This window comes from Saccharopolyspora griseoalba (genome assembly GCF_042665275.1).
GTDB classification, from domain to species: Bacteria; Actinomycetota; Actinomycetes; order Mycobacteriales; family Pseudonocardiaceae; genus Saccharopolyspora; species Saccharopolyspora griseoalba.
Window position 1 is genome coordinate 300,148 of record NZ_JBHTCJ010000006.1, and the last position, 25,584, is coordinate 325,731.

Consider the following 25,584-nt stretch of genomic DNA (forward strand, 5'->3'; position numbering starts at 1 on the left):
GCCTCCTTCTCGGTCATCTGTCGTGTCCTTGCACTTCTCGGTCACCGGCTCCGGGCCGGGGCGCCGCGGCAGCGGTCTGCCCGGCGCGTTCGGTGTGGATGATCTCGTCGAGCCAGCGCACCTCGCGCTCGCTGTGGTCCAGGCGCAGCCGGTGCAGCTCCCGCGTGTAGTGGTCCAGGGATCCGGATTCGCTGCTCAACGCGCTGCGCAGGTCGTCCCGGCGTTCCTCCACGCGGCGCCGGCGCCCCTCCAGGATCCGCAGCCGGACCTCGGCCGGGGTGCGCGAGAAGAACACCACGTGCACGCCGAAGGCGTTGTCGTCGCAGGCCCTGGGACCGGAGTCGCAGACGAGCTCGGCGAACCGCTGCTCGCCCGCGTCGGTGAGGCGGTACACCCGGCGGGCACGGCGCCCCCAGCCCCGGGTGTCCTCGGCGTCCTCCTCGATGAGCCCGGCGCGCAGCAGCCGGCGCAACGTCGGGTACAAAGATCCGCAGGAGAGCGCGCGGAAGACGCCGAGCGAGTCGTTCAGCCGTTTCCGCAGCTCGTAGCCATGCATCGGGGCGTCGTGCAGCAGCCCAAGCACGGCGAGTTCGAGCATCCGCACCTCCTGACGACGTCCCGCTGCCGATCGACGTTGCTCCGGTGAAGCCAACGGGATCCCGCGCGGGGCTCCGCTGCCCGCAGCCCCGTGGCGAACTCCGTTCGGAGTATATCGCGTCGATATATCGAGTAACACCAACGAGCTGCCGCCCCCGTGGCGGTCGTCACTGGTCGTGGCCTCCGCGGGCACGCCTGCCCTGAACGGGCGCATGGAGGAGTCCCGACCGGCACGTACCCTGTGGTCGTGCGGACCCAGCGGCAAGTGGTCGACTACGCGTTGCAGCGCCGAGCGCTGCTAACGCGGTTGCACGCTGGCCGAGTCGGGGTGATGGAGGTCTGCGACGCCGACCCGTACCTGGTGCAGGCGGCGAAGTTCCACGGTGAGCCCAGCGAAACGATCTGCCCGGTGTGCCGGAAAGAGCAGCTGACCAACGTCGCGTGGGTGTTCGGCGACGAGCTCAAGAACGCCTCCGGGCAGGCGCGCAAGCCCGAGGAGCTCGACCGGATGGCGAACCGCTTCGAGGAGTTCAACGTCTACGTCGTCGAGGTGTGCCGCACATGTAGCTGGAACCACCTGGTGCTTTCGTACGTGCTGGGAACCGGTGGGTTGAACGACCGGCCCTCCCGGCGCAAGACTGCAGCAGAGTGAGATCGCTCCGCGTCCCCCGGAGCGCTCGCGCCGATGCGGCGCAACCCCGACGTGAACGCATCACCGGCGTCTGCCCGACGCCACTGGAGGCCAACTCGTGAACGACGAGCGAGACGACCAGCCGGGTCGGCATTCCCGGCCGCAGAACCCCGAGGGTCGTCCCACTCCGCCGCCACCGCCCCAGGGCCCACCGCCCGGTGGTCAGGGGCGGCCACCGCAACAACCCCCGCCGCCACCGCCGAACCGGCCCGGTCCGCCACCTGGCGCACCCGGGCCGGGCGGTCCTGGGTGGCCCGGTGAGGGCGGCCAGAACCCGCCGCCACCGCCGCCCGGACGCCCGCAGCGGCCGGGCCCGCCGCAGGGGCAGCAACCGCCCGGTGGCGACCAGTGGCCCGAGGAGCCGCAGGAGCAGACCGGTTCCTGGACGCCGGACTTCGACGACGACTCCTCCGCGGGGTCGTCGTTGAGCAGTCGCCTCAGCGGCGACGACGAGCCGGAGCGGCCGAGCGGCTCGCCCGCGCCGCCCCCGCCGGGACGACCCGGACCGCCGCCGGGACCCGACGCGACGCGCCAGGTCCCGCCGGGCGCGCCGACGCCGCCCGAGGAGCGGCCGACGCAGAACATCCCCAAGACCTCCGGTGAGGGATCCGCCTCGGCCGGTGCCGCGGGTGCGGCCGGTGCGGCCGGTGCCGGAGCTGCTGCGGGCGCCGCCGCGGGGGGAGCCGCCCGGGAGCCGAACCTGATCACCCACCAAGATCAGGGGGGCTACGACTACTACGCCGACTACGACGATGATCTCGACGCGGACCCCTACGGGGGGCCGGACGTCCCGCCCGGCGGCCAGGAGTCCTTGGACTCCGCCGGTGCGCGGCAGGGCGCTGCCGAGATCGGCGAGGATCCGGACGACGAAATGAGTGCCGAGCAAGCCAAGCGCGCCGCCCTGTGGCGGCGCGTCCGACGGAGCTGCTACGTCGCCGCGGCGGCCGCGGTGATCATCCCGACCCTGGTGTTCATCTACGGCTACATCATGTGGCAGCCGCCGGACGAGCAGAAGCTGCTCAACATGAAGCAGCCGTGGACCATCGAGTTCAGCGACGGCAGCCCGATGGCGACGATCGCCGACGGGGACACGCGCGAGGTCATCAAGAACGTCGACGAGGTCTCCCCGCACCTGGTCAACGCCACGCTGTCGGCCGAGGACGCGAACTTCTACTCCAACCCGGGCTTCAGCTTCTCCGGCATCATGCGCTCGGTGTACTTCATGTTCACCGGCTCCGGCGTCGGTGGCGGTTCCACGATCACCCAGCAGTTCATCAAGCTGGACCTGGAGCTGAACAAGAAGGACCCGGACTACGTCCGCAAGGTCAAGGAGATCGTGCTGGCGTTCAAGATCACGAACGACCGGCCGAAGGACCAGATCCTGGTCTCCTACCTCAACACCGCCTACTACGGCCGCGGCGCCAACGGCATCACCGAGGCGGCCGAGGCCTACTTCGGCAAGAGCCCGAAGGACCTCACCCCCTCCGAGTCGGCGGTGCTGGCCGGCATGGTGCAGCGGCCCACCGAGAACGACCCCAGGGAGAACCTGGACCAGGCCAACCAGCGCTTCGAGTACGTCGCCGACCAGATGGTGGCCAACGGGTACGTCGACAAGGCCGAGCGCCAGCAGATGGTGCTCCCGGAGACCCGCCCGAGCAGCGAGTGGCGGAAGAACAGCCGCCTCACCCCCGAGCAGTACATGGTCAAGAAGCAGGTGGTGCGGGAGCTGTCCGCCCAGGGCCTGGACGAGGGCACCCTGCAGCGCGGCGGCTACACCGTGCGCACCACGCTGGACAAGAAGGCCCAGGGCGCGGCGATCAAGGCCGTCGAGACGCAGAAGGAGAACCTGCCGGACACCGTCAAGACCTCGCTGGTGGCCGTCGAGCCGAAGACCGGCAAGGTCAAGGCCTACTACGGCGACGGCGAGGTCGGCGGCTGGGACTGGGTCGACTCCAGGCAGGAGCCCGGTTCGTCGTTCAAGCCCTTCGTGGCGCTGGCCGGTCTGCAGTCCGGTCGCGGCATCGGCGAGACCTACGACGGCAGCAGCCCGCAGGAGATCGCGGGCACCGAGTTCGCCAACGCCCCGGGCGTCGAGTGCGACACCCCGCAGCGCTGCGGGTTGCGCGAGGCGATGACCAAGTCGGTCAACACCGTGTTCGTCAACATGACCGCCCAGCTCGGCCCGCCCAAGGTCGCCGAGGCCGCCTACACCGCGGGCGTCCCGCGCGACTACGGCGAGGGACCGGTGCTGCAGAGCCCGAACGGCCTGGTGCAGTCGGGCATCGCGCTGGGCATGTACCCGATCAAGCCGGTCGACATGGCCAGCTCCTACGGCACCTTCGCCGCGGAGGGCAAGCACCACCCGCACTTCATGGTCGAGTCGGCCACCAGCCGGGACGGCCAGACCCTCCGGCACCGCGAGGAGAAGGTCACGAACCTCTACGACGAGTCGGACAAGATGGCCAACGACCTCGCGTGGAACACCCTGTCCTCGATGCTCGAGGTCGCCGAGCACTCGAAGATCCCGCTGGACCGCCCGGTGCTGACCAAGACCGGTACGCACCAGTTCCGGGACACCAAGAAGAACCAGAACGCCTGGACCATCGGCGCGACGCCGCAGATCTCCACCGCGGTGGCGATGACCGGTACCGAGAACGGTGCTCCGGCCGCGCTGGAGGACAACAGCGGCGTCAGCTTCTACGGGTCCAAGTACCCGGGCCGGGCGTGGCAGGAGTTCATGCAGATCTACCTCGAGGACAAGCCGGTCGAGGAGTTCAAGAAGGGCGAGCCGATCGGGCGGTTCAAGGACCTCCCGCCGCCTCCGCCGCCGACCTCCACGCAGCCGCCGACCTCCGAGACCCAGCCGCCGACGCAGACCTCGGAGCAGCCGACCACCTCGGAGACCCAGCCGGGCAACGGGGAGGGCAACGGCAACGGCAGCGACGAGTGCGGCGGCCTGTTCCAGCCGCCGTGCGAGGACGAGTCGCAGATGCCGAGCACGACCGAGTCGGCGCCGGACCAGTTCGGCCGCGACCCGGAGGACGAATGGGGCAACTGACCGGGTTCGACCGGTCCGAGTGAAGGGGCACCCGCCGATCCGGCGGGTGCCCCTTCGCCTGTTCGGCGCCGAGTAGCATCCGGGCGTGTCCACTGATCCCGCCCCCGACAGCGAACCGGCCGCGCGACAGGTGAGTTCGGCGACCGTGGACCGCGACTCGCTGGGCCCGGCCGACCGCATCGCTCCCACGTGGACGGAGTCGACGGCCCGGCAGCTCAGCCGGGTGATCGGCGGGCCGCTGGGCAGGCACGCGCAGATCGGGCGGCAGTGGTTCTTCACCCCGATGCGGGTGGTGCTGCTGCTGGCGGTGCTGATGCTGGCCGCCGCGTGGCTGTTCAAGGCGCCCTGCCAGACCACCTACGACACCGAAGCGGGCAAGCAGCTCGACTGGCGGAACGACAAGCAGTACACCGCCATGTGCTACACCGACATCATCCCGCGCTACGGCATGGGCGATCTCGCGCCGGACAACGCCTTCCCGTACGAGACGAGCTGGGTGGAGAACCGGGGCACGCCGCAGGAGCAGGTCCGGTACATGGAGTACCCGGTGCTCACCGGCCTCTTCCAGTGGATCAACGCCCGCGCCGCCGACGGCTGGGCCACCCTGGCCGGTTTCGGCCTGCTGCCCGCCGGGGTGCGGACGGTGCTGTACTTCAACATCAGCGCGCTGTGGCTGGCCGGGGCGTGGCTGCTGACCATCTGGGCGGTGGTGACGCTGTGCCGCCGCCGCGTCTGGGACGCGGCGATCGCCGCGCTCTCGCCGCTGGTGTTCGCGCACGCCTTCACCAACTTCGACGCGCTGGCCACCGCGCTCAGCGCGGTCGGTCTGCTGGCCTGGTCGCGCCGACGACCGGTGCTGGCCGGCCTGCTGATCGGCCTCGGCGGGGCGACCAAGCTCTACCCGCTGCTGTTCCTCGGCCCGCTGCTGGTGCTGTCCTGGCGCGCCGGGAAGCTGCCGGAGGGCGCGCGCGCGGTGCTGGGCGCGGCGGTCGGCTGGCTGGCGGTGAACCTGCCGATCTGGCTGGCCTTCCCGGTGGGCTGGGGCGAGTTCTTCCGGCTCAACAGCACCCGCCCGGCCGACCCGGACTCGATCTACAACGTGCTGATGCACTTCACCGGCTGGTCCGGGCTGGCACCCGCCGAGGGAGCGGCGCCGACGCTGCTCAACGCGATCAGCCTGCTGCTGTTCCTGATCGCCTGCGCGGCGATCGGCTGGCTGGCGCTGGCGGCGCCCACCCGACCGCGGCTCGCCCAGCTGTGCTTCCTGGTGGTCGCGGCCTTCCTGCTGACCAACAAGGTGTGGAGCCCGCAGTACTCGCTGTGGCTGGTGCCGCTGGCGGTGCTGGCGGTGCCGCGCTGGCGGCTGCTGGTGGTCTGGATGCTCGTCGACGCGGCGATCTGGGCGCCTCGGATGTACTTCTACCTCGGCACCGCGAACAAGGGGCTGCCGGAGGGCTGGTTCCTGGGCGCCGTGCTGATCCGGGACCTGGTGGTGCTGGTGGTCTGCGCGGTGATCGTGCACGAGGTGCTGCACCCGGAGCGGGACAAGGTCCGGGCCGCGCTGGCCGCGCGCAGCGATCGCCCGGCGGGCGCGGTGGACGACCCGTGCGGCGGTTTCCTGGACGGCGCCCGAGATCACTTCGTCCTACCGTGGGTCGCACGTTCGGCTCAACCAGCGCTCGAAACTCGGCCGACCCCTCTAGCTTCGAAGCGCTGACCGAACGCCACACCGGAGGTGTCCCGAGCAATGCTTCGAACCACCGCAGCAGCAGTCCTCGCCGCCGCGGCCGCCGCGGCCCTGTCCGCTCCCGCGGTCGCCGCCGCGCCGCCGGTCCAGGTCCACCTCGCCGACGTCGAGTGCAAGGACCTGAGCGCGGCCGTGGCGATGGTCCCCGAGCTGCAGGCGGAGCACCCCGACCCGGCCCGCACCCCGGTGGTCGCCTACCGCATCACCGCGGGCAAGAACGCACCGACGACCGAGTACGAGTTCAAGGTCGACGGCGAGACCAAGGGCTCCGGCGTGGTCGGAGCCCAGGGCCTGGTGGCCTCCTCGACGTCGATCCCGAACAACCGGGAGGTCACCGTCGAGATCGTCTCCGGGGATCGGACCCTGGCCGCACGCACCTACCACCCCAGCTGCTGACCGGGGTGGCCTCGGGGGCGGGTCAGGGGCCGGCCCCGAGGCCGCGCGGCGCGCTCGGGGTCACCGTGGAGGCATGACCACGCACAGCAGCACTTCCCTGACCCGCCCGTCCGACGAGGCGCTGATCGCCGGCGTGTGCGCCGGCCTGGCCCGCCGCTTCGGGACCAAACCGACCACGATGCGAATCCTGTTCCTGCTGTCCTGCCTGCTCCCGGGACCGCAGTTCGTGATCTACATCGTCCTGTGGATCATGATTCCCAAGTCCTGACCCGCTGCGCCGGCGCCACCGCGGGAGCTCCGGCGCAGCGGGCGGGGTCACCGCCGCGCGTGCGCGTCGAGGATGTAGGCGATCGCCGAGGTGATCTTGGCGGCGAACGGCAGGTCCAGCGACTCGTCCGGGACGTGGGCGTTGCTGTCCGGGCCCAGCGCGCCGGTGACCACGAACTGCGCGTCCGGGTAGGTGCGGTGCAGCAGGCCCATGAACGGGATCGAGCCGCCCAGTCCCATCGTGCGCCAGTCCGCGCCGAAGACCTCGGCACCGGCTCGGTCCATGGCCTCGGTCAGCCACGGGGCGAGTTCCGGGGCGTTCCAGCCCAGACCGGCCTCGCTGGAGCCGATGGTCACCTCGGCCCCGTAGGGCACGTCCTCGGTGAGCGCGCGCTCGACGGCCTCCAGCGCGGCCTGCGGGTCGGCGGTGGGCGGCAGGCGGAAGCTGAGCACCAGCGTCGTCGACGGGCGCAGCACGTTGCCCGCGTCGGCAGGCAGCGGCAGGCCGTCGGCGCCGATCACCGAGAGGGTGGGCCGCCAGAAGTTGTTCAGCGCGAGCTCGACCTCGTCCTCGCTGACCGGGCGCATGCCCTCCGGCCAGGGGACGGAGTCGCGCACCAGGCCCGGCACCGCCTCGACGGCGGCGCGGGTCTCGGCCAGCCGGTTCTGCGGGATCTCCACGTTGAGCTCGGGCAGCAGGATCTCGCCGGTCGAGGCGTCCTCGATGCGGTCCAGCAGCTGGCGCATCACCCGGAAGGAGCTGGGCGCGATGCCGCTGGCGATGCCCGAGTGCAGGCCGCTGTCCAGCACCTTCACCGTGACCTCGACCGAGACCATGCCGCGCAGCGAGTTGGTCAGCCACATCCGCTCGTAGTCGCCCGCGCCGGAGTCCAGGCACACCACCAGCGAGACCGAGCCGAGGCGCTCGGCGAGGTGCTCCAGGTAGGCGGGCAGGTCCGGGCTGCCGGACTCCTCGCCGGTCTCCAGCAGCACCACGCAGCGCCGGTGCGCACCGCTGTTCGCGCGGACCGCCTCGATGGCGGTCACCGCCGCGTAGCCGGAGTAGCCGTCGTCGGCGGCGCCGCGGCCGTAGAGCTTGTCGCCGCGGAGGACCGGGGTCCACGGGCCCAGGCCCTCGGACCAGCCGCCCACCGGCGGTTGCTTGTCCAGGTGCCCGTAGAGCAGCGCGGTGTCGTCCGCGGCGCCCGCGGTGCCCGGGACGTCCACCAGCAGCAGCGGGGTCCGGCCCGGCAGGCGCACGACCTCGACGTCGGCTCCCTCGATGCCCCGGGCGACGATCCACTCCCGGACGTGCTCGATCACGGCGTCCAGGTGCCCGGACTCGGCCCAGTTCGCGTCGAAGGCGGGTGAGACGGCGGGAATCCGGACCAGCTCGCTCAGGCTCGGCAGCACCGAGTCGTTCCACGTCTGGTCCACGGTCTTGGTCACGGCAGCTCGATCCACGTCCGCGATCCTAAGCCCGCGAATCCCGCGATGTGGGCGAGCGGGTGGGGCCTGCGGCGCGTCGGTCAGCTGCTCCCGGCCGCCGCTCCGCCCGCGGCGGCCGCGGCCGTGGCGGCGACGGTCACCGCCGCGACGGTGGCCGCGGTGACGTCCTGGACCGCGGTTCCCAGCTCGTTGCCCTTGCTGATCTCCTTGAGCCGGGCGCGCTCCTGGCGGTCAAGCCCGAGCTTGGGCGCCAGACCGGTGGCGTGCACCAGGGCGCACAGCAGCACCATCCGCTCGTCCAGGGCCGCCATGCCGCGCACCGACGAGCGGATCCGCTCGACGAGCAGCTGCCGGGTGTGCGGCTCCGGGTGGTACTTCCGGTAGGGGATGAACAGGAACTTCTTGTCCTCCCGGCGCATCAGCCCGCTGGCCAGCAGCGACTCCGCGTGCTGGTTGCGCGCGTCGGTGCGCGACTGGATGAACGTCGCCGCGGCCACCGGCTTGCCCCTGCGGTGCAGCCAGGACAGCGCGTCGTCGACCCACGCGACGGCGGTGGGTTCGTGGACCAGCGGCGAGACCTTCTTGTCGGCCAGCTGGATCCGCTGGGTGAGCAGCAGCTCCGCCAGTTCGGCGGCGCCGGTGTGATCGCACGCGTAGTACGAGCCCTCCTGCCGGTGGAGCAGCAGGACGAACTCCTGGGGCAGGCTCAGCCGGTGCATGTTCCGATTCTGGCACCGAATCCTCTGCTCGGTGCCAGGATCGCCCGGATCGGCTCGCCGTCGGCCGTGCGACCCGCTCGGGGGTCGGCTTCTTGACTGGCGGCTTTGCGAAAGATCAGCCCCGCTCGACCCAATATCGGTACCGCGAAGGTCCGCAATTCGTCAGTTGGACGTCCATTACTTCGATGACCTGCGGATATGCCCCTTTTGCGGGCGAACTACCGTGGCGCTGCGGAAGGTGATCGATCCGCACTGGATCGATCCGAATCCGTGTGGCAGGACTCACGGAAGTGCTGTGTTTCATGCCAGGATGGCGGGGAGCGATCCAACGCCCCGCTGGGCCGACCGGGCGACCCACCAGGTCCACGCCGATCGGCCGGCGGGGTATGCCGGGCCAATCGCCACAAGCGAGCGGCCGGCACGACAAGAGGAGATCACCTATGTCCCCCGAGCAATGGACGCGACCGAAACCATCCGGCGACCAGCCTCCGACGACGCCTGCCGCTACCGCAGCGAAACCCACACGGGAGCAGGTGATCGCCGGATTGCGCGCGACGAGCGAAGGCGGAGCTGACCTCGTTCAGCTCCTCACCCCAGAAGGTCAGCGGGTCCACCACCCCGACTTCGACATCGACTTCTCCGCCGAGCAGCTGCGCGACCTGTACCGGGACATGGTCCTGGTGCGCCGCGCCGATCGCGAGGGGAACGCGCTGCAGCGCCAGGGGCAGCTGGGCATCTGGGTGCCGCTGCTCGGCCAGGAGGCCGCGCAGATCGGCGCCGGTCGCGCGCTGCGGCCGCAGGACATGGCCTTCCCGAGCTACCGCGAGCACGGCGTCGCCTGGTGCCGGGGCATCGACCCGACCGAGCTGCTCGGCATCTTCCGGGGGACCGACCACGGCGGCTGGGACCCGATCTCGACCGGGTTCCACCTGTACACGATCGTGATCGGCAACCAGTGCCTGAACGGCACCGGGTACGCGATGGGCCAGCGCTTCGACGGCAAGGTCGGCGACGACGACGGCGAGGCCACCATGGTGTTCTTCGGCGACGGCGCCACCAGCCAGGGCGACGTGCACGAGGGGATGGTGTGGTCGGCGGTCTACGACGCGCCGGTGGTCTTCTTCTGCCAGAACAACCAGTGGGCGATCTCCGAGCCGCTGGAGCGCCAGACCCGCGTGCCGCTCTACCAGCGCGCGAAGGGCTACGGCTTCCCGGGCATCCGGGTGGACGGCAACGACGTGCTGGCCAGCCTGGCGGTCAGCAAGTGGGCGATGGAGGAGGCCCGGCACGGCAACGGCCCGGTGCTCATCGAGGCCTTCACCTACCGGATGGACGCCCACACCACCTCCGACGACCCGACCCGCTACCGGATGTCCGACGAGCAGGAGGCCTGGAAGCTCAAGGACCCGATCGAGCGGCTCAAGGCCTACCTGATCCGGGTGCACGAGGCCGACCAGGACTTCTTCGACCAGATCGATCGCGAGGCCGACGAGCTGGCCGAGCGGTTCCGCGAGTTCTGCTTCAACATGCCCGAACCACCACCGGAGCGAATCTTCTCCGAGGTCTACGCCGAGGAGAGCCCGCAGCTGGTCGCGCAGCGCGAGGACTACCTGCGCTACCTGTCCGGATTCGCCGACGAAGCGGTGGCAGGAGGTGCTCGCTGATGGCCGCGCCCGCGCTCGAACGCCCGACCACCGCGTCGGGAACCCAGACCGTCACGATGGCCAAGGCGCTGAACATGGGTCTGCGCGCCTCCCTGGAGCGCGACCCGAAGGTGCTGGTGATGGGTGAGGACGTCGGCAAGCTCGGCGGCGTCTTCCGGATCACCGACGGCCTGCAGAAGGACTTCGGCGAGCACCGGGTGCTGGACACCCCGCTGGCCGAGTCCGGGATCATCGGCGCCGCCATCGGGCTCGCCATCCGCGGCTACCGGCCGGTGTGCGAGATCCAGTTCGACGGCTTCATCTTCCCCGGCTTCGACCAGATCGTGTCCCAGCTGGCCAAGCTGCACTACCGCAGCCAGGGCAAGCTCAAGATGCCGATCGTGATCCGGGTCCCCTTCGGCGGCGGCATCGGCGCCGTCGAGCACCACTCGGAGTCCCCCGAGTCGCTGTTCGCGCACATCGCCGGGCTCAAGGTCGTGTCCTGCTCGAACCCGGTGGACGCCTACTGGATGATGCAGCAGGCCATCGACTGCGACGACCCGGTGCTGTTCTTCGAGCCCAAGCGCCGCTACTACGAGAAGGCCGAGCTGGACACCTCCGCGGACGCGCTGCCGCTGCTGCGCTCCAGGGTGGTGCGCCCCGGCTCGGTGGTGACCGTCGCGTCCTACGGGCCGATGGTGCGCACCTGCCTGGACGCCGCCTCCGCCGCGGCCGAGGACGGCCAGGAGATCGAGGTCGTCGACCTGCGCTCGCTGTCCCCGCTGGACCTGGACCCGGTGTTCGAGTCGGTGCGCCGCACCGGTCGCCTGGTGCTGGTCAGCGAGGCGGCCGCCGAGTCGTCGGTGACCTCGGAGGTCGCCGCCCGGGTGCAGCAGGAGTGCTTCTACTCGCTGGAGGCCCCGGTGCTGCGCGCGACCGGGTTCGACACGCCCTACCCGCCGTCGAAGCTGGAGGAGGGCTTCCTGCCCGACCTCGACCGGGTGCTGGACGTGGTCGACCGTTCGCTGGCGTACTGAGGGGGACTTCCATGGCAGTCAAGCAATTCCCGCTGCCCGACGTCGGCGAGGGGCTGACCGAGGCGGAGATCGTGGGCTGGAAGGTCCAGCCCGGTGAGAACGTCACCGTGAACCAGACGATCGTGGAGATCGAGACCGCCAAGGCCTCGGTCGAGCTGCCCTGCCCGTGGGCGGGCACGGTCCGCGAGCTGCTGGTCGAGCCCGGCCAGACGGTCGACGTGGGCGCGCCGATCATCACCATCGACATGGCCGGTGCCGAGTCCGAGCCGGAGCCCGAACCCGCCGAGAGCGGCTCGGGCGAGAGTTCCGGGAAGATCGGCGAGGAGTCCAACGGCAGGATCGCGACCCTGGTCGGGTACGGCCCGCGGACCTCCTCGGCCAAGCGCCGGCCGCGCAAGGACCGGCCCGCGCCCGCTGCGGAGCCGGCACCCGCGCCGGCCCCGGCCGAGCCGGAACCGGTCGCGGCCGCGCCGGAGGTCGAGGAGGGCGGCTACGTGCCGCTGGCCAAGCCGCCGGTGCGCAAGCTCGCCAAGGACCTCGGCGTCGACCTGCGCTCGCTGGCCGGGTCCGGATCGGGCGGGGTGATCACCCGCGAGGACGTCCGCTCCGCCGCGGAGGGGGCCACCGCGCCGGCGGCACCGGCGTCGACCGGGGAGCGCGAGCACCGGGTGCCGATCAAGGGCGTCCGGAAGGCGACCGCGCAGGCGATGGTGCACAGCGCCTTCAGCGCGCCGCACGTCACGGAGTTCCTCACCGTGGACGTCACGCCGATGATGGAGCTGCGCGAGCAGCTCAAGTCGGATCCGCAGTTCCGCGGCGTGAAGGTCACCCCGCTGGCGTTCGCGGCCAAGGCGCTGTGCCTGGCGGCCCGCCGGACCCCGGACGTCAACGCGACCTGGGACGAGGAAGCCGGCGAGATCGTCTACAAGGACTACGTGCACCTGGGCATCGCGGCGGCCACGCCGCGCGGCCTGGTGGTGCCCAAGGTCCGCGACGCCGACCGGATGTCGCTGCGCGAGCTGGCCGAGTCGCTGGAGCAGCTCACCGAGACCGCGCGGGAGGGCAAGACGCCTCCGGCTGACATGGTCGGCGGCACGATCACGATCACCAACGTCGGCGTGTTCGGCGTGGACACCGGCACCCCGATCATCAACCCGGGCGAGTCGGCGATCCTGGCCTTCGGCGCGATCCGGGACATGCCGTGGGTGGTCGACGGCCAGGTCGTGCCGCGCAAGGTCTGCCAGCTCGCGCTGAGCTTCGACCACCGCGTGGTCGACGGCCAGCAGGGCTCGCAGTTCCTGGCCGACGTCGGGGCCCTGCTGTCCAACCCGAGCATGGCCATCACCTACTGACCCGGTGGTGCGCCGCGGAGGTCGTCGGGCCCCCGCGGCGCACCGCTCAGGAGCGGTGGAAGGCGCGCACGCCCCGCTCCGGGGTCCACAGGGTGATGACCAGGTGCGTCTGGTCGTCGGCGACCGCTGTCGTGACGACCTCGGCGAGGTCGAGCCGGAACAGGTGCGAGTCGGCGCTCGGCGGTTGCGCCTCGCTCGCCCACGCCGCGTGCTCCTCGCCGGTGACCTCGGTCGCGAGACCGCTGATCTTCACGTCCGGGCTCGCACCGGTGATCGACCCGTCGCCGGGGTTGCCGTGCAGCGCGCAGCGGCCGTCCCGGCGCAGGTCGAGGGCCTTGCGCGCGCCCGGCATCGAGCCCAGGGTCAGGTGGCCGCGGTGCCAGGACACCTCGGTGCCGCTGACCCGGGGCGATCCGTCGGCCCGCAGCGTGGCCAGGACGTGGTGCTGCGCTGCTTCCAGGCGCGCCCGGACGGTGGCGGCCAGCTCGGGTTCCTCCGCGGCGAACTCTTCCCAGTCGGTCATGCCGCGGATCGTGGCACGCGTCACCGACGAACCCGGGCACGACGAACGGCCCGTCCACCATCCCCCCGGAGGTGAACGGGCCGTTCGCCCGCGTCATGCCTTCTCGAGCATCGTTCGCGCCAGCTCTCGAAGGCCGCGACGCCTGCATCCCGGCGGATCGCGCCGGTGGTCCTGGGGGCCGCTCACGCGCGGCCGCGGGTGGGGCGCTCAGTTCCCCTTGCGACGACGTCCGCCGCGACGAGAGCCCGCACCGGCGGCTGCGGCGACCGGCTCTTCGGTCTCCTCGTCCTCGGCTTCCTCGGCGTCGGCGGACACCGAGGTGTCCGGCGCCTTCTGCTGGGACTTCTGCTCGTCGTATTCGCGGAGGAACTCGAACGCGTGCTGGTCGAAGTCGTGGATGTCGATCTCCGGCAGTTCGCCGAGCTCCCGGTTCACTTCCTGGAAGATCGGTGTCTCCGCCTCAGGGGTCAACTTCTTCACCGCTTCGCCCTCCCGTTCATCTTCGAAGCGTTGGTCGAGCTCGAGCTCTCCCCGCAGAGCTCTTACCGACTCGCGGCGGGTTCCTTGCGCCCGTCGCTCACCGGTGGGATGCACACTGTCGCGCCGCATGACGCGACAGCGCCAGACATTCATCCGTTCGGACTAGTGATTGGTACACGTCGCCCACGCGCACGTTGCACCCGCCCCTGCCGAACGGCCAGATGGCCGGAGAGATCCTGCCTGCCAGAGGGTTAAACACGCGATCGAATTGTGCAATTCCGCACGGTGTCCTACGACACGCGAAGGCTTAATCCTCCGCTTACCCGAGCGTAACCCGATCGGGAGAGCGATCGGCCCGCCCCGGGCGGGAGGCGGGCCGATCGTCATCAGCTGCGGGCCGGTCGTCGGGGGGCGGATGCGGCGGGCCCGCAGCCGAGGTCAGGGCTTGGGGACGTCGAAGAGCTTCGGCAGGGCCGCGGCGAAGGTGAGGTCGCCGGAGACCTTGAGCTTGCCGGTCATCAGCAGCTTGGTCGGCGTGGCGTTGCCGGAGGTCAGCTTGACGAATTCGAGCGGGGGCAGCGTCAGCGTCGCGCGCGGCTCCTCCGCGGCCGAGTCCCTGGTCACCGCGCACCGGTCGGCGTCGAGCTCGCACTCCCAGCGCAGCAGCTCGTCGCCGGTGTCGATCCGCCAGCGCACCACCCCGGTGGTCGTCCCGCCGGTGTAGCGCTCGCTCATCCGCCGGAAGATCTCGGCCAGGACCGCCTCGCGCAGGGCGGGGCGCTCCAGCACGGCCTTGAGCTGCTCGCCGGTGGCCCGCGAGACGAGCACGGCGAACTGCTCCGGGCTCAGCTGCGAGAGGTCGAGCTCGCCGCTGCCGGAGGAGGCCGCGTCGAGTCGCATCACGAACTCGTCGCGACCGAGCCGTCGCGGGTCCATCTCGCCGAGCGCCGTGATGGAGTCGTCCTGCGGCTGAGGCAACGCTGCCACCTCCATTAGCTACCGAGCGGTAAGTCTACGTAGGAGTAGGTTGGCGGGCAAGCTATCGGAAGTCGACGGGGGTCTGGACTAACCTGATCCAGGTTTGCCAGCGGGTATGAGGTGAGATGGTCGATCAGCGCGAAGACGGGCGCCCACGTTCCCGGAGGCTGCCGCGCGCGGTGCGGGAGCGGCAGATCCTGGACGCCGCCGTCGAGGTGTTCGCCGAGCACGGTTTCCACAACGCCTCGATGGACGAGATCGCCGAGACGGCGAGCATCTCCAAGCCGATGCTCTACGCCTACTTGGGCGCCAAGGACGAGCTGTTCGTGGCCTGCGTGCGGCGCGAGGCGGCGCGGCTGGTGGAGGCCATCGGCGGCGAGATCGAACCGGGGCTCTCCCCGGCCGACCAGCTCTGGCGCAGGCTGCGGCTGGTCTTCGAGTACGTGCGCTGCAACAAGGACGGTTGGCGGCTGCTGCACCGGCAGGGCGACGTCTCGGGCGAACCGCGGGTCGAGGAGCTCACCGAGTGGCGGGACCGCGCGATCGAGCTGATCGCCGCGCTGCTGGCCGAGGCCACCGAGGACCAGAAGCAGCCGATGCAGCGCGCGCAGACCGAGCCCTTCGCGGCCGCGCTGGTGGGCGCGGGCGAATCGCTGGTCGAGTGGTGGTTCCAGCATCCCGAGCACACCGCCGACGGCATGGCCCGCCGGCTGATGAACCTGCTGTGGCTCGGCTTCGGCGAGCTGGTCGAGGGCAACACCTGGCGACCCGCCGACGAGGGGTAGGCCCGGTTGCCCTTTTTCATCAAGAGTCCCCGGCGAGCGCTGCTCGCCGGGGACTCTTGATGAAAAAGGGCCAAATGCCCGGGCTCAGCCCGCGGTACCGGTCAGGTGCGGCTTGCCGGACCGCGAGTGCAGCGCGAAGTCCCAGCCCGCGCCGTTGCGGCGCATGGTGAAGTCCACCTTCGACGGCAGCAGCAGCGGCTTGGCGAAGTCGACCTCGACGGTGCAGGCCTCGGGCAGCCGTCCTTCCAGCGCCGCCAGGCAGCGGGCCTTGGACCACATGCCGTGCGCGATGGCGCGCGGGAAGCCCAGCGCCTTGGCGGTCAGCGGGTGCAGGTGGATCGGGTTGTGGTCACCGGAGACCTGCGCGTACGCGCGGCCGATGTCGCCGGGCACCTTCCAGGTCCCGGACGGCGATCCCGGCTCGATCTCGCGCCGCTCGGCCTGCGGCGCGTCCGGGTTCGACTTGCCGCGGCGCAGGTAGGTCGAGACCTCCTCCCAGATCACCTGGTCGCCGACGCTGGTCTCGGTGACCACGTCGAACTGGCTGCCCTTCGGGTGCGGGCGCAGGTCGGCGACCCGGACCCGCTGGGTCAGCTCGTCGGTGACCAGCACCGGCCGGTGCTGCCGGATCCGGTTGCTCACGTGCACCAGTCCGACCAGCGCGAACGGGAAGTCCGCGTCGGTCATCAGCTGCACCGACAGCGGGAAGGACAGGACGTGCGGGTAGGTGATGGGCAGCTCGTCGCGCAGCCCGAACCCGCAGGCCCGGTTGTACTCGGCCAGCTCGGCGCGGTCGATGGTGATCCCGCGCCGCACGTACTCGGTGTCCGGCAGCGCCTCGCCGCGGCGGGTCGGCCCGGTCGCGGCCGCCTTGAGGTAGAGCGGACCGAGCTTCGGCGCGGTGGTCAGTTCCGGCATCCGTGGACTCCTCTCAGGCGCCGAGCAGGCTCTGCCCGCACACGCGGACGACGTTGCCGTTGACCCCGGCGGAGGCCGGGCTGGCGTACCAGGCGATGGTCTCGGCGACGTCGATCGGCAGCCCGCCCTGCGACATGCTGTTCATCCGCCGGCCCGCCTCGCGCACGAACAGCGGGATGGTGGCGGTCATCTTGGTCTCGATGAAGCCGGGCGCGACCGCGTTGATCGTGGCGCCCTTCTCCGCGGCCAGCGGGGCGTGCGACTGCACGTGCCCGATCACGCCTGCCTTGGACGTGGCGTAGTTGCCCTGGCCGACGTTGCCCGCGATGCCGCTCATCGAGGACACGCAGACGATCCGGCCGCCCGGGTTCAGCGGCGAGTCCTCGCCGAGCAGCTTGGCGTCGATGCGCTCCTGCGAGGCGAGGTTGACCGCGATGACCGAGTCCCACTGGGCCGCGCTGATCCGGCCGATGGTCTTGTCCCGGGTGATGCCGGCGTTGTGCACCACCACGTCCAGGCCGCCGTGCCGCTCGCGGAAGTGCTCGGTGATCTTGTTCGGCGCGTCCTCGGCGGTGATGTCGAGCTGCAGCGCGGAGCCGCCGATCTCGTTGGCGACCTGCGCGAGCTCACCGCCCTGCGCGGGCACGTCCAGGCACACCACGTGCGCCCCGTCGCGCGCGAGGGTCTGGGCGATCGCCGCGCCGATGCCCCGCGAGGCGCCCGTGACCAGCGCGACCTTCCCGTTCAGCGGCTTCTCCCAATCGACCTCCGGCGCGCTGCTCGCGCCGACCCGGACGACCTGGCCGGAGACGTAGGCGGACTTGCCGGACAGCAGGAACCGCAGCGTGGAGTCCAGCGATCCCTCGGCGCCCTCGGCGGCGTAGACCAGCTGGGCGGTGGCCCCGCGCTTGAGCTCCTTGCCCGCGGTGCGGGTGAAGCCCTCCAGCGCGCGCTGCGCGGTGGCCGCGCGCGGGTCGCTCAGCGACTCCGGCGGGGTGCCCAGCACGACGAGCCTGCCGCAGCGGTCGATCTGCTTGATCGAGGCGGAGAAGAACTCGTAGAGCGCGTGCAGCTGCTCGCTGCCGTCGATGCCGGTGGCGTCGAAGACCAGGCCCGAGTAGCGCTCGCCGGTGGCCGGTTCCTTGTGCACCGGCGCGCCGATCTCGCGCAGCAGGTTGCCGACGGCGTCGACGAGCCTGCCGTTGCCGCCGAGGAGCACCGGACCGGTGAGCAGCGGTTCGCCCGGCTGGTAGCGGCGCAGCGGGGTCGGGTCGGGCAGCCCGAGCCGCTTGGTTACCTGCCGTCCGAGCGAGGACTGGGTGAACTGCTGGTATCGATCGGCCATGGGGCACTCCCGCAACGGTCAATGTGGGTTGGTGAACGAAAGCCAGGTTGCCGCTCGACGGCTAACCTACCCGCGGGTAGGTTAGATTGGCCAGGAACGAAGCAGCAACGAGGGAGTCAGCCCATGGCCACCGTTCGGCGAGTCGCGATCCTCGGCGGCAACCGGATCCCGTTCGCGCGATCCGGCGGTCCCTACACCAGCGCCTCCAACCAGGACATGCTCACCGCAGCGCTGGACGGGCTGGTCGCCCGCTTCGGCCTGTCCGGCAGGACCGTCGACGAGTTCGCGGCCGGCGCGGTGCTCAAGCACAGCCGCGACTTCAACCTCGCGCGCGAGGTGGTGCTGGGGTCCAAGCTCGATCCGCGCACCCCCGCCCACGACGTGCAGATGGCCTGCGCGACCGGCCTGGAGGCGGTCGTCTCGGTCGCCAACAAGATCGCGCTCGGGCAGCTGGAGGTCGGCGTGGCCGGCGGAGTGGACTCCGCCAGCGACGCACCCATCGCGGTCAACGACGAGCTGCGCCGGGTGCTGCTGAAGGCCAACCACGCCAAGTCCACCGGCGACCGGATCAAGGCCCTCGGCGGGCTGCGCCCCGGTCACGTGGTGCCCGAGATCCCGCAGAACGCCGAGCCGCGCACCGGCCTGTCCATGGGCGAGCACGCCGCGAAGACCGCGCTGGCCTGGGGGATCGCCCGCGAGGAGCAGGACGAGCTGGCCGCCCGCAGCCACCGCAGGCTCGGTGCCGCCTACGACCGCGGCTTCTTCGACGACCTGATGACCTCGTTCCTGGGCGTGGCCAAGGACCAGAACCTGCGCCCGGACAGCTCGGCGGAGAAGCTCGCCAAGCTCAAGCCGGTCTTCGGCGAGGGCGAGGGCGCCACCATGACCGCGGGCAACTCCACCCCGCTCACCGACGGCGCCTCGACGGTGCTGCTGGCCAGCGAGGAGTGGGCGGAGGCCAACAACCTGCCGGTGCTGGCCCACCTCACCGACGTGGCCCCGGCCGCGGTCGACCACGTCAGCGGTGACGAGGGCCTGCTCATGGCCCCGGCGTACGCGGTGCCGAAGCTGCTGGACCGCAACGACCTCGGCCTCGGCGACTTCGACTTCTACGAGGTGCACGAGGCCTTCGCCTCCCAGGTGCTGGCCACGCTGAAGGCCTGGCAGGACCCGGAGTTCTGCAAGAACCGCCTCGGCCGCGACAAGGTGCTCGGCGAGATCGACCCGGCCAAGCTCAACGTCAACGGCTCCTCGCTCGCCGCGGGCCACCCCTTCGCGGCCACCGGCGGCCGCATCGTGGCCACGCTGTCGAAGCTCCTGGCCGAGCGGGGCTCGGGCCGCGGCCTGGTCTCGGTCTGCGCCGCGGGCGGCCAGGGCCTCACCGCGATCATCGAGCGCTGAGCCCGAGTCGAGCCCTCGAACCGAGCCTTTTTCATCGAAAGTCCCCTGAGCGCTCCGCGCTCAGGGGACTTTCGATGAAAAAGGCATCCTGCATCTCACTTCGTATCGAGGCGTCTAGCGACGGCCCTATACGGCCGAATACCGGCCGATCGTCGACACGCGCGATTCGGGTGTCTGGCGAAGTATCGGTTCAGGGCTAGAGAAGTCGATACAGTCCCAGAGCTATGGACCCCGTCCGCAATCCCTTCGCCCCCGGCGCCGGGCAGCGCCCGCCCGAGATGGCCGGTCGTGACAAAGAGGTCGACGCCTTCGAGGTCGTGCTGGAGCGCGTCGCGCGCGGTCGGCCGGAGCGCAGCCTGGTCCTGACCGGCCTGCGCGGTGTCGGGAAGACGGTGCTGCTGGGCGAGCTCCGCTCGATGGCCGTTCGCCGCGGCTGGGGTGCGGGCAAGGTGGAGGCGCGCCCCGACGCGGGGCTGCGGCGGCCGCTCTCGGCGGCGCTGCACCGGGCGATCCGGGACCTGGCGGTCAAGCACCGCGCGCCCGACCGGGTCGAGGAGGTGCTGTCGGTGCTGAAGGCCTTCGCGCTCAAGGCGAATCCGCAGGACGCCAAGCTGCGCGATCGCTGGCAGCCGGGCATCGACGTGCCCGCCGCGCAGGGCCGCGCCGACTCCGGGGACATGGAGATCGACCTGGTGGAGCTGTTCACCGAGGTCGCCGAGCTCGCCGCGGACGTGGGCACCGGCATCGCGCTGCTCCTAGACGAGATGCAGGACGTGCAGCCCGAGGACGTCTCCGCGCTGTGCGCCGCCTGCCACGAGCTCTCCCAGTCCGGCGCGCCGCTGGTGGTCGTGGGCGCCGGGCTGCCGCACGTGCCCGCGGTGCTCTCGGCGAGCAAGTCCTACTCCGAGCGGCTGTTCCGCTACGTGCGCATCGACCGGTTGGACCGCTCGGACGCCGACCACGCGGTGGTCACCCCGATCGAGCGCGAGGACGCCGGCATCACCTCGGAGGCGCTGGACACGCTGTTCAGCGTGTCGGGCGGGTACCCGTACTTCGTGCAGGCCTACGGCAAGGCCGCGTGGGACGCGGCGGTGCGCGCCGAGATCGCCGAGGAGGACGTGCGGCTCGCGGCTCCGGAGGCCGAGCAGGAGCTCGCGGTCGGCTTCTTCGGCTCCCGCTACGAGCGGGCCACCCCGGCCGAGCGCGAGTACCTGCGCGCGATGGCCGAGCTCGCCGGAGGTCGCGACGAGCCGACCCCGACCGCCCGCGTAGCCGAGTACCTGGAACGCCGCGCGTCCTCGCTGTCGCCCGCGCGCGACGCGCTGATCAAGAAGGGCTTGGTCTACTCCGGCGAGCGCGGCCAGATCGCGTTCACCGTCCCGCACTTCGGCCGCTACCTGCTGACCCAGGACTAGTGCTCGATACAGCTCTCTACCTCTGTATAGAAAAGACGCTAGAGAGACGGATACAGTCCCAGTTGCGGTCGAAAAATCGACACGAACGGTGTGAATCCGTCACTTGCACGGGTGATTTCATGTGACCTACGTCATATAGCGAAACCCGTGTAACGAACAGGGGGCGGGCGTCGATATTCAGGATGACCCCGCGGTGCTGTCGGACCCCCGACCTGGCAGCATCGCGGGGCTTTCAATTTCTCGGGCTTCCTCCCGAATCTCCCCCGACGCGATGACTCGCCTGGTAGGTCTTGGTCGCCTGCATCCGCGTCGCGGGAGAGGGTCGAGTGCGCCGGTGGGGGACGCCCCGAGCCGGTGAGGCGATCCGAACGACGGCCGACCGCTACGCCGCGCTCGCCGGTTCGGCGCCGAATCCGACCGCGCCGCTCCCGGCCACGCCCGGGTGGTCGGTGATCGACGCGTCGACGTGCAGAGCGGCGGCGGGCCCGCCGCCGCTCTGCTGACGTACTGCGGCCGGCCGCCGCGATGACGTCCCGCTCTCACCGGCGCGGTCTTCGCCGCGGGGCCCGCGGCCCCGGCTCGCCTTCGCCTTCAGCACCCGCTTCCGCGCCCCGCGAGGGCGCCGGTGGGGTTCAGCCGGCCAGGGTCAGCGCCAGGGAGGCCAGGGCCAGTGCGAGGAAGCCGAGCGCCAGGCCGAGCTGCGGGGAGCGGTCGCGGGCCAGGAGGTGGGTGTGCACGGCGCACGCCCAGAACATGCACAGCCCGACGGCGGCGGCGAGCCCGACCAGCGGCACGCCGAGCAGTCCGAGCAGCAGGCCCAGCGCACCGGCGAGCTTGAGCGTCGAGATCGGGAAGAGCACCCAGGACTCCGGCACGCCCACCCGGCGCATCGCGGGAGCCGTCCTTTCGCGGGCGAAGGGGCCGACGATGCCCGAGGCGCCGTTCGCGGCGACCGCGAGCGCGGTGATGACGACGTACGCGCTGGACATGCTGCGCCTCCTCGCCTGTCGTCGGGGTACGCTCCCATCGGACCGACTACTACGAGAAACATATCATATGAGTTCCATATTTTATTCGGGGCGGCGTCGGCGTCGTCTGGTGGTGGGCGTCAAGCAGGGCCTGCGCGAGGTGCGCGCCCAGCTGGCGCAGCTCAACCACGAGGTCAGCGGTCGCGCCGGGCTCAAGGACGTCGATCTCGACTGCCTCGACCTGATCAACGCGCACGGCCCGCTCGGCCCGAGCGCGCTCGCCAGGCGCGCCGGCCTGCACCCCGCGACGGTGACCGGGATCCTCGACCGGCTCCAGCGCGGCGGCTGGATCACCCGCGAGCGCGACCCGGAGGCGTCGGATCGGCGCGCGGTCGTGGTCCGCGCATCGCCCGAGCGGAACGCCGAGCTGTTCCGCCTCTACTCCGGGATGAGCGCCGCGATGGACGAGATCTGCGCCGACTACGACGAGCGGGAGCTCCAGCTGATCGTCGACTTCCTGCACCGCACCGCCACCGCGTCCCGGACCGCCACCGAGGACTTGGCCGGTGGCCGAGGCGTTTGAGCTGCGGTCGCGAGCGGGTAGTTCAGCAGCCGGGTACCGCGAAGGAGGTTCGAAGATGGCTGAAGAGCTCAACGGCCGGAAGGTCGCCGTCCTGGCGACCAGCGGGGTGGAGCAGGTCGAGCTGGAGAGCCCCCGCAAGGCCATCGAGCAGGCCGGGGGTCAGGTCGAGGTGGTGTCGCTGCGGGCCGGTGAGATCCAGGCGATGAACGGCGACATCGACAAGGGCGACCGCTTCCCGGTGGACCGGGAGGTCTCCCAGGTCTCGGTGCGCGACTACGACGCGCTGGTGCTGCCCGGCGGCACCATCAACCCCGATCAGCTGCGCCGCGACGCCGCGGCGGTGTCGTTCGTCCGCGACTTCGTCAACGCGGGCAAGCCGGTCGGCGCGATCTGCCACGGCCCGTGGACGCTGGTGGAGGCCGGCGTGGTCGAGGGGCGCCAGCTGACGTCCTACCCGAGCATCCGCACCGACATCCGCAACGCCGGCGGCGAGGTCGCCGACCAGCAGGTCGTCGTCGACGGCAACCTGGTGACCAGCCGCAACCCGGACGACCTGCCGGCCTTCGAGGAAGCGGTGATCAAGGCGATCGCCACCAGCTGACCGAGCGCATCGCGCACCACCGCAGTTCGGCCTGGAGTTGCGCGCCCCAGGGGCGCGCAACTCCAGGCCGAACTGCTCGTCGGCGGACCGACGCGACGAGGCTGCGGCCGGGCTTCGGTGTCGGTGCCTCGCGGCAAGCTGCGGCGCATGGTCCTCAGGTCGTTGTCCGCCGTGGAACGCGCGATCCGAGCTTCGTGGGGTGCTGACACCTGCGCGCCGGAAGACGTGCCCTACTGGCACCCGGGCAACCCGGCTCGCGGTCAATGCGGGACCACCGCCCTCGTCCTCAACGACCTCTTCGGCGGCGTCCTCGTGCGGGGCGATGTCCGCCGCGGCGGCGAATGGGCCGACTACCACTGGTGGAACCGCTTCGGCGACGGCCTGGAGCTCGACCTCACCCGGGAGCAGTTCGCGGCTGACGAGCACGTCGGCCCCGGCGAACTCGTCCCCCGCCCGACCGGCGGCACCCGCCTCGACGTGCAGTACGAGCTCCTCCGAGCGCGGGTGCGCGGGCAGCTCGACCGCTAGCCGGCCGTTCCTGGCGTCGTGAGACGCGACTCAGCAGGCCCCGCCCTGGGGAACAGCGACCGGGCGCGTGTTGTTGACTTCCCACGTGAGCGATCAGCAGAAGCGTCGTGCCCGGGTCCGCGCTGCGGAGCTGGCCGGGCGGCAGTGGTTGAACACCGGTGGCCGGGAGCTGCAGCTCGCGGACTTCCGGGGCAAGGTCGTCGTCCTGGACTTCTGGACGTTCTGCTGCATCAACTGCCTGCACGTGATCGACGAGCTGCGGCCGTTGGAGGACGAGTTCTCCGACGTGCTGGTGACCGTCGGGGTGCACTCGCCGAAGTTCGAGCACGAGGCCGACCCGGACGCGCTGGCCGCGGCCGTGGAGCGCTACGAGGTGCACCACCCGGTGCTCGACGACCCCGAGCTGACCACCTGGCAGAACTACGCGGTCAAGGCGTGGCCGACGCTCGCGGTGATCGACCCCGAGGGCTACGTGGTGCACGTGGCCGCCGGCGAGGGGCACGTCGAGGCGCTGCGCAGCATCATCGCCGAGGTCGTCGCCGAGCACGAGGCCAAGGGCACGCTGCACCGCGGCGACGGGCCCTACGTGCCGCCGCCCGCGCCGGAGACCACGCTGCGCTTCCCCGGCAAGGTGCTGCCGCTGCCCGACGGCGGCCTGCTGGTCTCGGACTCGGCGAACCACTCGCTGGTGGAGTTCGCCGCCGACGGCGAGACCGTGCTGCGCCGGATCGGGACCGGGGCGCGCGGGTGGGCCGACGGCGCCGAACCGCAGTTCTCCGAACCCGCCGGCCTGACCCTGCTGCCCGCCGAGGTCGCCGCGCGCGCGGGGTACGACGTGGTCGTCGCCGACACCGTCAACCACCTGCTGCGCGGCCTGCGGCTGTCCGACGGCTCGGTGCGCACCCTGGCGGGCACCGGCGAGCAGTGGCGCGACGGCGCGGACTCCGGCGCGGCCACCGAGATCCCGCTGACCAGCCCGTGGGACGTCGCCTGGTGGGAGCCCGCCGGTGGCGTGGTGATCGCGATGGCCGGCAACCACACCCTGGGCCTGTTCGACCCGATCGCGGGCGAGGTGCGCCGGTTCGCCGGCACCACGGTCGAGGGCCTGCGGGACGGGGCCGCCGAGGAGGCCTTCTTCGCGCAGCCCTCCGGCCTGGCCGCCGGGGGCGAGCGGCTGTGGCTGGCCGATTCGGAGACCTCCGCGCTGCGCTGGGTGGAGGCCGACGGGGACGGGTTCGCCGTGCGCACCGCGGTGGGAACCGGGCTGTTCGACTTCGGGCACGCCGACGGTCCGGCGGCCGAGGCGCTGCTGCAGCACCCGCTGGGCGTGGCCGTGCTGCCGGACGGCACGGTCGCCGTCTGCGACACCTACAACGGCGCGATCCGCCGCTACGAGCCCGCCACCGAGGAGGTCTCCACGTTGGCCACCGACGTCGCCGAGCCCTCGGGCGCGGCGGTGGTCGACGGCGAGCTCGTGGTGGTGGCCTCCGCCGCGCACCGCCTGGAGCGGCCGGTGCCGCCGGGCCTGGCGGCCAAGCTGGTCGAAGGCGCATCGCAGCAGGTCAAGCGGCCCGCGACCGAGGTCGGCGCCGGGGCGGTCGAGCTGGAGGTCGTGTTCACCCCGCCGCCGGGGACCAAGCTGGACGAGCGCTACGGCCCGTCCACCCGCCTGGAGATCACCTCGACGCCGGAGGAACTGCTGGTCGAGGGGGCCGGGGTCGGGACCGACCTGTCCCGCGGGCTGGTGCTGGCCGACGGGATCTCCGAGGGCGTCCTGCACGTCGTGGCCCAGGCCGCCAGCTGCGACGACGACGAGACCGTCGAGCACCCGGCCTGCCGGTTGACCCGGCAGGACTGGGGCGTGCCGATCCGGGTCACCCCGGGCGGCCCGGACCGCTTGCCGCTGGTGATGGGCGGTCTGGACGCCTGATCGGTCCGTCGTGGGCCGGGCTTACCCGGTCGGGTAGCGGTCGGCCGGTCCGCTACCCGCAGTGGCGAGCGTTCTTCGCGTTCACCGAGCCCGAAAAGGGGTTCTGAGATGCGGAAACAAGGCGAATCCGGCAAACGTCCGGCGTCCCGCGCGGCGCACCCCCCTTGCTGGTA

At 71.4% G+C, this 25,584-nt stretch carries 24 protein-coding genes; 15 read left to right on the forward strand and 9 right to left on the reverse strand.

Annotated elements, in window-relative coordinates:
- Positions 1-13 precede the first annotated feature (13 nt).
- Entirely contained in the window at positions 14-598 is a 585-nt protein-coding gene (locus ACFQRI_RS14325) for a PadR family transcriptional regulator (protein ID WP_380668588.1), read from the reverse strand.
- Positions 599-844: 246 nt separating this feature from the next.
- Here ACFQRI_RS14325 and ACFQRI_RS14330 point away from each other — a divergent pair, with 246 nt between their 5' ends.
- From ACFQRI_RS14330 to ACFQRI_RS14350, 5 genes are all read left to right on the forward strand, one after another.
- On the forward strand, positions 845-1,249 hold the full coding sequence (locus tag ACFQRI_RS14330) for a DUF5318 domain-containing protein (protein WP_380668590.1): 405 nt from the start codon (positions 845-847) through the stop codon (positions 1,247-1,249).
- A gap of 97 nt (positions 1,250-1,346) precedes the next feature.
- On the forward strand, positions 1,347-4,346 hold the full coding sequence (locus ACFQRI_RS14335) for a transglycosylase domain-containing protein (protein WP_380668592.1): 3,000 nt from the start codon (positions 1,347-1,349) through the stop codon (positions 4,344-4,346).
- 85 nt (positions 4,347-4,431) lie between these two features.
- Positions 4,432-6,063 (forward strand): glycosyltransferase family 87 protein, encoded by a 1,632-nt coding sequence (locus ACFQRI_RS14340; protein WP_380668594.1) that lies wholly within the window; start codon positions 4,432-4,434, stop codon positions 6,061-6,063.
- 30 nt (positions 6,064-6,093) lie between these two features.
- The gene (locus ACFQRI_RS14345; RefSeq protein ID WP_380668596.1) at positions 6,094-6,489 is read left to right on the forward strand and encodes a hypothetical protein; all 396 of its coding nucleotides are present in this window, start codon (positions 6,094-6,096) and stop codon (positions 6,487-6,489) included.
- 73 nt (positions 6,490-6,562) lie between these two features.
- Positions 6,563-6,757: a PspC domain-containing protein gene (locus tag ACFQRI_RS14350; RefSeq protein WP_380668598.1), complete on the forward strand. Its 195-nt coding sequence runs from the start codon at positions 6,563-6,565 to the stop codon at positions 6,755-6,757.
- 47 nt (positions 6,758-6,804) lie between these two features.
- Here the strand turns inward: ACFQRI_RS14350 and ACFQRI_RS14355 are convergent, their stop codons facing one another.
- Together ACFQRI_RS14355 and ACFQRI_RS14360 are read right to left on the reverse strand one after the other, a co-directional pair.
- The gene (locus ACFQRI_RS14355) at positions 6,805-8,229 is read right to left on the reverse strand and encodes a M20/M25/M40 family metallo-hydrolase (protein WP_380668756.1); all 1,425 of its coding nucleotides are present in this window, start codon (positions 8,227-8,229) and stop codon (positions 6,805-6,807) included.
- A 56-nt stretch (positions 8,230-8,285) separates the two neighbouring features.
- A complete protein-coding gene (locus tag ACFQRI_RS14360) occupies positions 8,286-8,924 on the reverse strand; it encodes a GOLPH3/VPS74 family protein (protein WP_380668600.1) in 639 nt (212 codons plus the stop codon).
- A gap of 440 nt (positions 8,925-9,364) precedes the next feature.
- Here ACFQRI_RS14360 and pdhA point away from each other — a divergent pair, with 440 nt between their 5' ends.
- The 3 genes from pdhA to ACFQRI_RS14375 are packed head-to-tail and all read left to right on the forward strand — an operon-like array spanning position 9,365 to position 12,956.
- Positions 9,365-10,588, forward strand: coding sequence for a pyruvate dehydrogenase (acetyl-transferring) E1 component subunit alpha (gene pdhA, locus ACFQRI_RS14365; protein ID WP_380668602.1), 1,224 nt, complete (start codon positions 9,365-9,367; stop codon positions 10,586-10,588).
- A complete protein-coding gene (locus tag ACFQRI_RS14370) occupies positions 10,588-11,604 on the forward strand; it encodes an alpha-ketoacid dehydrogenase subunit beta (protein ID WP_380668604.1) in 1,017 nt (338 codons plus the stop codon). The genes pdhA and ACFQRI_RS14370 overlap by 1 nt, the downstream gene beginning before the upstream one ends.
- Before the next feature lie 11 nt (positions 11,605-11,615).
- Positions 11,616-12,956 carry a dihydrolipoamide acetyltransferase family protein gene (locus ACFQRI_RS14375; RefSeq protein ID WP_380668606.1) on the forward strand — a complete coding sequence of 447 codons (1,341 nt, stop codon included), beginning with the start codon at positions 11,616-11,618 and terminating at the stop codon, positions 12,954-12,956.
- Between the two features lie 46 nt (positions 12,957-13,002).
- On the opposite strand, the gene ACFQRI_RS14380 is transcribed toward ACFQRI_RS14375, so the two are convergent.
- The 3 genes from ACFQRI_RS14380 to ACFQRI_RS14390 all read right to left on the reverse strand — a co-directional run bounded on the left by ACFQRI_RS14380 (position 13,003) and on the right by ACFQRI_RS14390 (position 14,946).
- Positions 13,003-13,479 (reverse strand): pyridoxamine 5'-phosphate oxidase family protein, encoded by a 477-nt coding sequence (locus tag ACFQRI_RS14380; protein ID WP_380668608.1) that lies wholly within the window; start codon positions 13,477-13,479, stop codon positions 13,003-13,005.
- A 207-nt stretch (positions 13,480-13,686) separates the two neighbouring features.
- On the reverse strand, positions 13,687-14,112 hold the full coding sequence (locus tag ACFQRI_RS14385) for a hypothetical protein (protein ID WP_380668610.1): 426 nt from the start codon (positions 14,110-14,112) through the stop codon (positions 13,687-13,689).
- Positions 14,113-14,397: 285 nt separating this feature from the next.
- Positions 14,398-14,946: an SCP2 sterol-binding domain-containing protein gene (locus tag ACFQRI_RS14390; RefSeq protein WP_380668612.1), complete on the reverse strand. Its 549-nt coding sequence runs from the start codon at positions 14,944-14,946 to the stop codon at positions 14,398-14,400.
- 116 nt (positions 14,947-15,062) lie between these two features.
- On the opposite strand from ACFQRI_RS14390, the gene ACFQRI_RS14395 reads away from it, so the two are divergent.
- Positions 15,063-15,722, forward strand: coding sequence for a TetR/AcrR family transcriptional regulator (locus ACFQRI_RS14395; protein ID WP_380668614.1), 660 nt, complete (start codon positions 15,063-15,065; stop codon positions 15,720-15,722).
- 84 nt (positions 15,723-15,806) lie between these two features.
- Here the strand turns inward: ACFQRI_RS14395 and ACFQRI_RS14400 are convergent, their stop codons facing one another.
- Both ACFQRI_RS14400 and ACFQRI_RS14405 read right to left on the reverse strand, forming a co-directional pair.
- Positions 15,807-16,640, reverse strand: a complete 834-nt coding sequence (locus ACFQRI_RS14400; protein WP_380668616.1) for a MaoC/PaaZ C-terminal domain-containing protein — start codon at positions 16,638-16,640, stop codon at positions 15,807-15,809.
- A 13-nt stretch (positions 16,641-16,653) separates the two neighbouring features.
- Positions 16,654-17,985: a 3-oxoacyl-ACP reductase gene (locus ACFQRI_RS14405; protein WP_380668618.1), complete on the reverse strand. Its 1,332-nt coding sequence runs from the start codon at positions 17,983-17,985 to the stop codon at positions 16,654-16,656.
- A 123-nt stretch (positions 17,986-18,108) separates the two neighbouring features.
- Here ACFQRI_RS14405 and ACFQRI_RS14410 point away from each other — a divergent pair, with 123 nt between their 5' ends.
- Together ACFQRI_RS14410 and ACFQRI_RS14415 are read left to right on the forward strand one after the other, a co-directional pair.
- On the forward strand, positions 18,109-19,386 hold the full coding sequence (locus ACFQRI_RS14410; RefSeq protein ID WP_380668620.1) for an acetyl-CoA C-acetyltransferase: 1,278 nt from the start codon (positions 18,109-18,111) through the stop codon (positions 19,384-19,386).
- A 224-nt stretch (positions 19,387-19,610) separates the two neighbouring features.
- Positions 19,611-20,801, forward strand: a complete 1,191-nt coding sequence (locus tag ACFQRI_RS14415) for an ATP-binding protein (RefSeq protein WP_380668622.1) — start codon at positions 19,611-19,613, stop codon at positions 20,799-20,801.
- Positions 20,802-21,433: 632 nt separating this feature from the next.
- Here ACFQRI_RS14415 and ACFQRI_RS14420 read toward each other — a convergent pair.
- Positions 21,434-21,790 carry a DoxX family protein gene (locus ACFQRI_RS14420; RefSeq protein ID WP_380668624.1) on the reverse strand — a complete coding sequence of 119 codons (357 nt, stop codon included), beginning with the start codon at positions 21,788-21,790 and terminating at the stop codon, positions 21,434-21,436.
- Between the two features lie 67 nt (positions 21,791-21,857).
- On the opposite strand from ACFQRI_RS14420, the gene ACFQRI_RS14425 reads away from it, so the two are divergent.
- The 4 genes from ACFQRI_RS14425 to ACFQRI_RS14440 all read left to right on the forward strand — a co-directional run bounded on the left by ACFQRI_RS14425 (position 21,858) and on the right by ACFQRI_RS14440 (position 25,411).
- On the forward strand, positions 21,858-22,352 hold the full coding sequence (locus ACFQRI_RS14425; RefSeq protein WP_380668626.1) for a MarR family winged helix-turn-helix transcriptional regulator: 495 nt from the start codon (positions 21,858-21,860) through the stop codon (positions 22,350-22,352).
- A 55-nt stretch (positions 22,353-22,407) separates the two neighbouring features.
- Positions 22,408-22,953, forward strand: coding sequence for a type 1 glutamine amidotransferase domain-containing protein (locus ACFQRI_RS14430; protein ID WP_380668628.1), 546 nt, complete (start codon positions 22,408-22,410; stop codon positions 22,951-22,953).
- Positions 22,954-23,124: 171 nt separating this feature from the next.
- Positions 23,125-23,481: a YunG family protein gene (locus ACFQRI_RS14435; protein WP_380668758.1), complete on the forward strand. Its 357-nt coding sequence runs from the start codon at positions 23,125-23,127 to the stop codon at positions 23,479-23,481.
- Positions 23,482-23,566: 85 nt separating this feature from the next.
- Entirely contained in the window at positions 23,567-25,411 is a 1,845-nt protein-coding gene (locus ACFQRI_RS14440) for an NHL domain-containing thioredoxin family protein (protein WP_380668630.1), read from the forward strand.
- Positions 25,412-25,584: the final 173 nt, after the last annotated feature.

Bases quoted from the DNA above. Each gene is read 5' to 3' on its own strand.
- ACFQRI_RS14380 (WP_380668608.1), bottom strand. From the start codon at position 13,479: ATGACCGACTGGGAAGAGTTCGCCGCGGAGGAACCCGAGCTGGCCGCC.
- ACFQRI_RS14430 (WP_380668628.1), top strand. From the start codon at position 22,408: ATGGCTGAAGAGCTCAACGGCCGGAAGGTCGCCGTCCTGGCGACCAGC.
- ACFQRI_RS14370 (WP_380668604.1), top strand. From the start codon at position 10,588: ATGGCCGCGCCCGCGCTCGAACGCCCGACCACCGCGTCGGGAACCCAG.
- ACFQRI_RS14405 (WP_380668618.1), bottom strand. From the start codon at position 17,985: ATGGCCGATCGATACCAGCAGTTCACCCAGTCCTCGCTCGGACGGCAG.
- ACFQRI_RS14415 (WP_380668622.1), top strand. From the start codon at position 19,611: ATGGACCCCGTCCGCAATCCCTTCGCCCCCGGCGCCGGGCAGCGCCCG.
- ACFQRI_RS14360 (WP_380668600.1), bottom strand. From the start codon at position 8,924: ATGCACCGGCTGAGCCTGCCCCAGGAGTTCGTCCTGCTGCTCCACCGG.
- ACFQRI_RS14395 (WP_380668614.1), top strand. From the start codon at position 15,063: ATGGTCGATCAGCGCGAAGACGGGCGCCCACGTTCCCGGAGGCTGCCG.
- ACFQRI_RS14425 (WP_380668626.1), top strand. From the start codon at position 21,858: ATGAGTTCCATATTTTATTCGGGGCGGCGTCGGCGTCGTCTGGTGGTG.
- ACFQRI_RS14420 (WP_380668624.1), bottom strand. From the start codon at position 21,790: ATGTCCAGCGCGTACGTCGTCATCACCGCGCTCGCGGTCGCCGCGAAC.
- pdhA (WP_380668602.1), top strand. From the start codon at position 9,365: ATGTCCCCCGAGCAATGGACGCGACCGAAACCATCCGGCGACCAGCCT.
- ACFQRI_RS14350 (WP_380668598.1), top strand. From the start codon at position 6,563: ATGACCACGCACAGCAGCACTTCCCTGACCCGCCCGTCCGACGAGGCG.
- ACFQRI_RS14345 (WP_380668596.1), top strand. From the start codon at position 6,094: ATGCTTCGAACCACCGCAGCAGCAGTCCTCGCCGCCGCGGCCGCCGCG.
- ACFQRI_RS14400 (WP_380668616.1), bottom strand. From the start codon at position 16,640: ATGCCGGAACTGACCACCGCGCCGAAGCTCGGTCCGCTCTACCTCAAG.
- ACFQRI_RS14375 (WP_380668606.1), top strand. From the start codon at position 11,616: ATGGCAGTCAAGCAATTCCCGCTGCCCGACGTCGGCGAGGGGCTGACC.
- ACFQRI_RS14410 (WP_380668620.1), top strand. From the start codon at position 18,109: ATGGCCACCGTTCGGCGAGTCGCGATCCTCGGCGGCAACCGGATCCCG.
- ACFQRI_RS14325 (WP_380668588.1), bottom strand. From the start codon at position 598: ATGCTCGAACTCGCCGTGCTTGGGCTGCTGCACGACGCCCCGATGCAT.
- ACFQRI_RS14385 (WP_380668610.1), bottom strand. From the start codon at position 14,112: ATGAATGTCTGGCGCTGTCGCGTCATGCGGCGCGACAGTGTGCATCCC.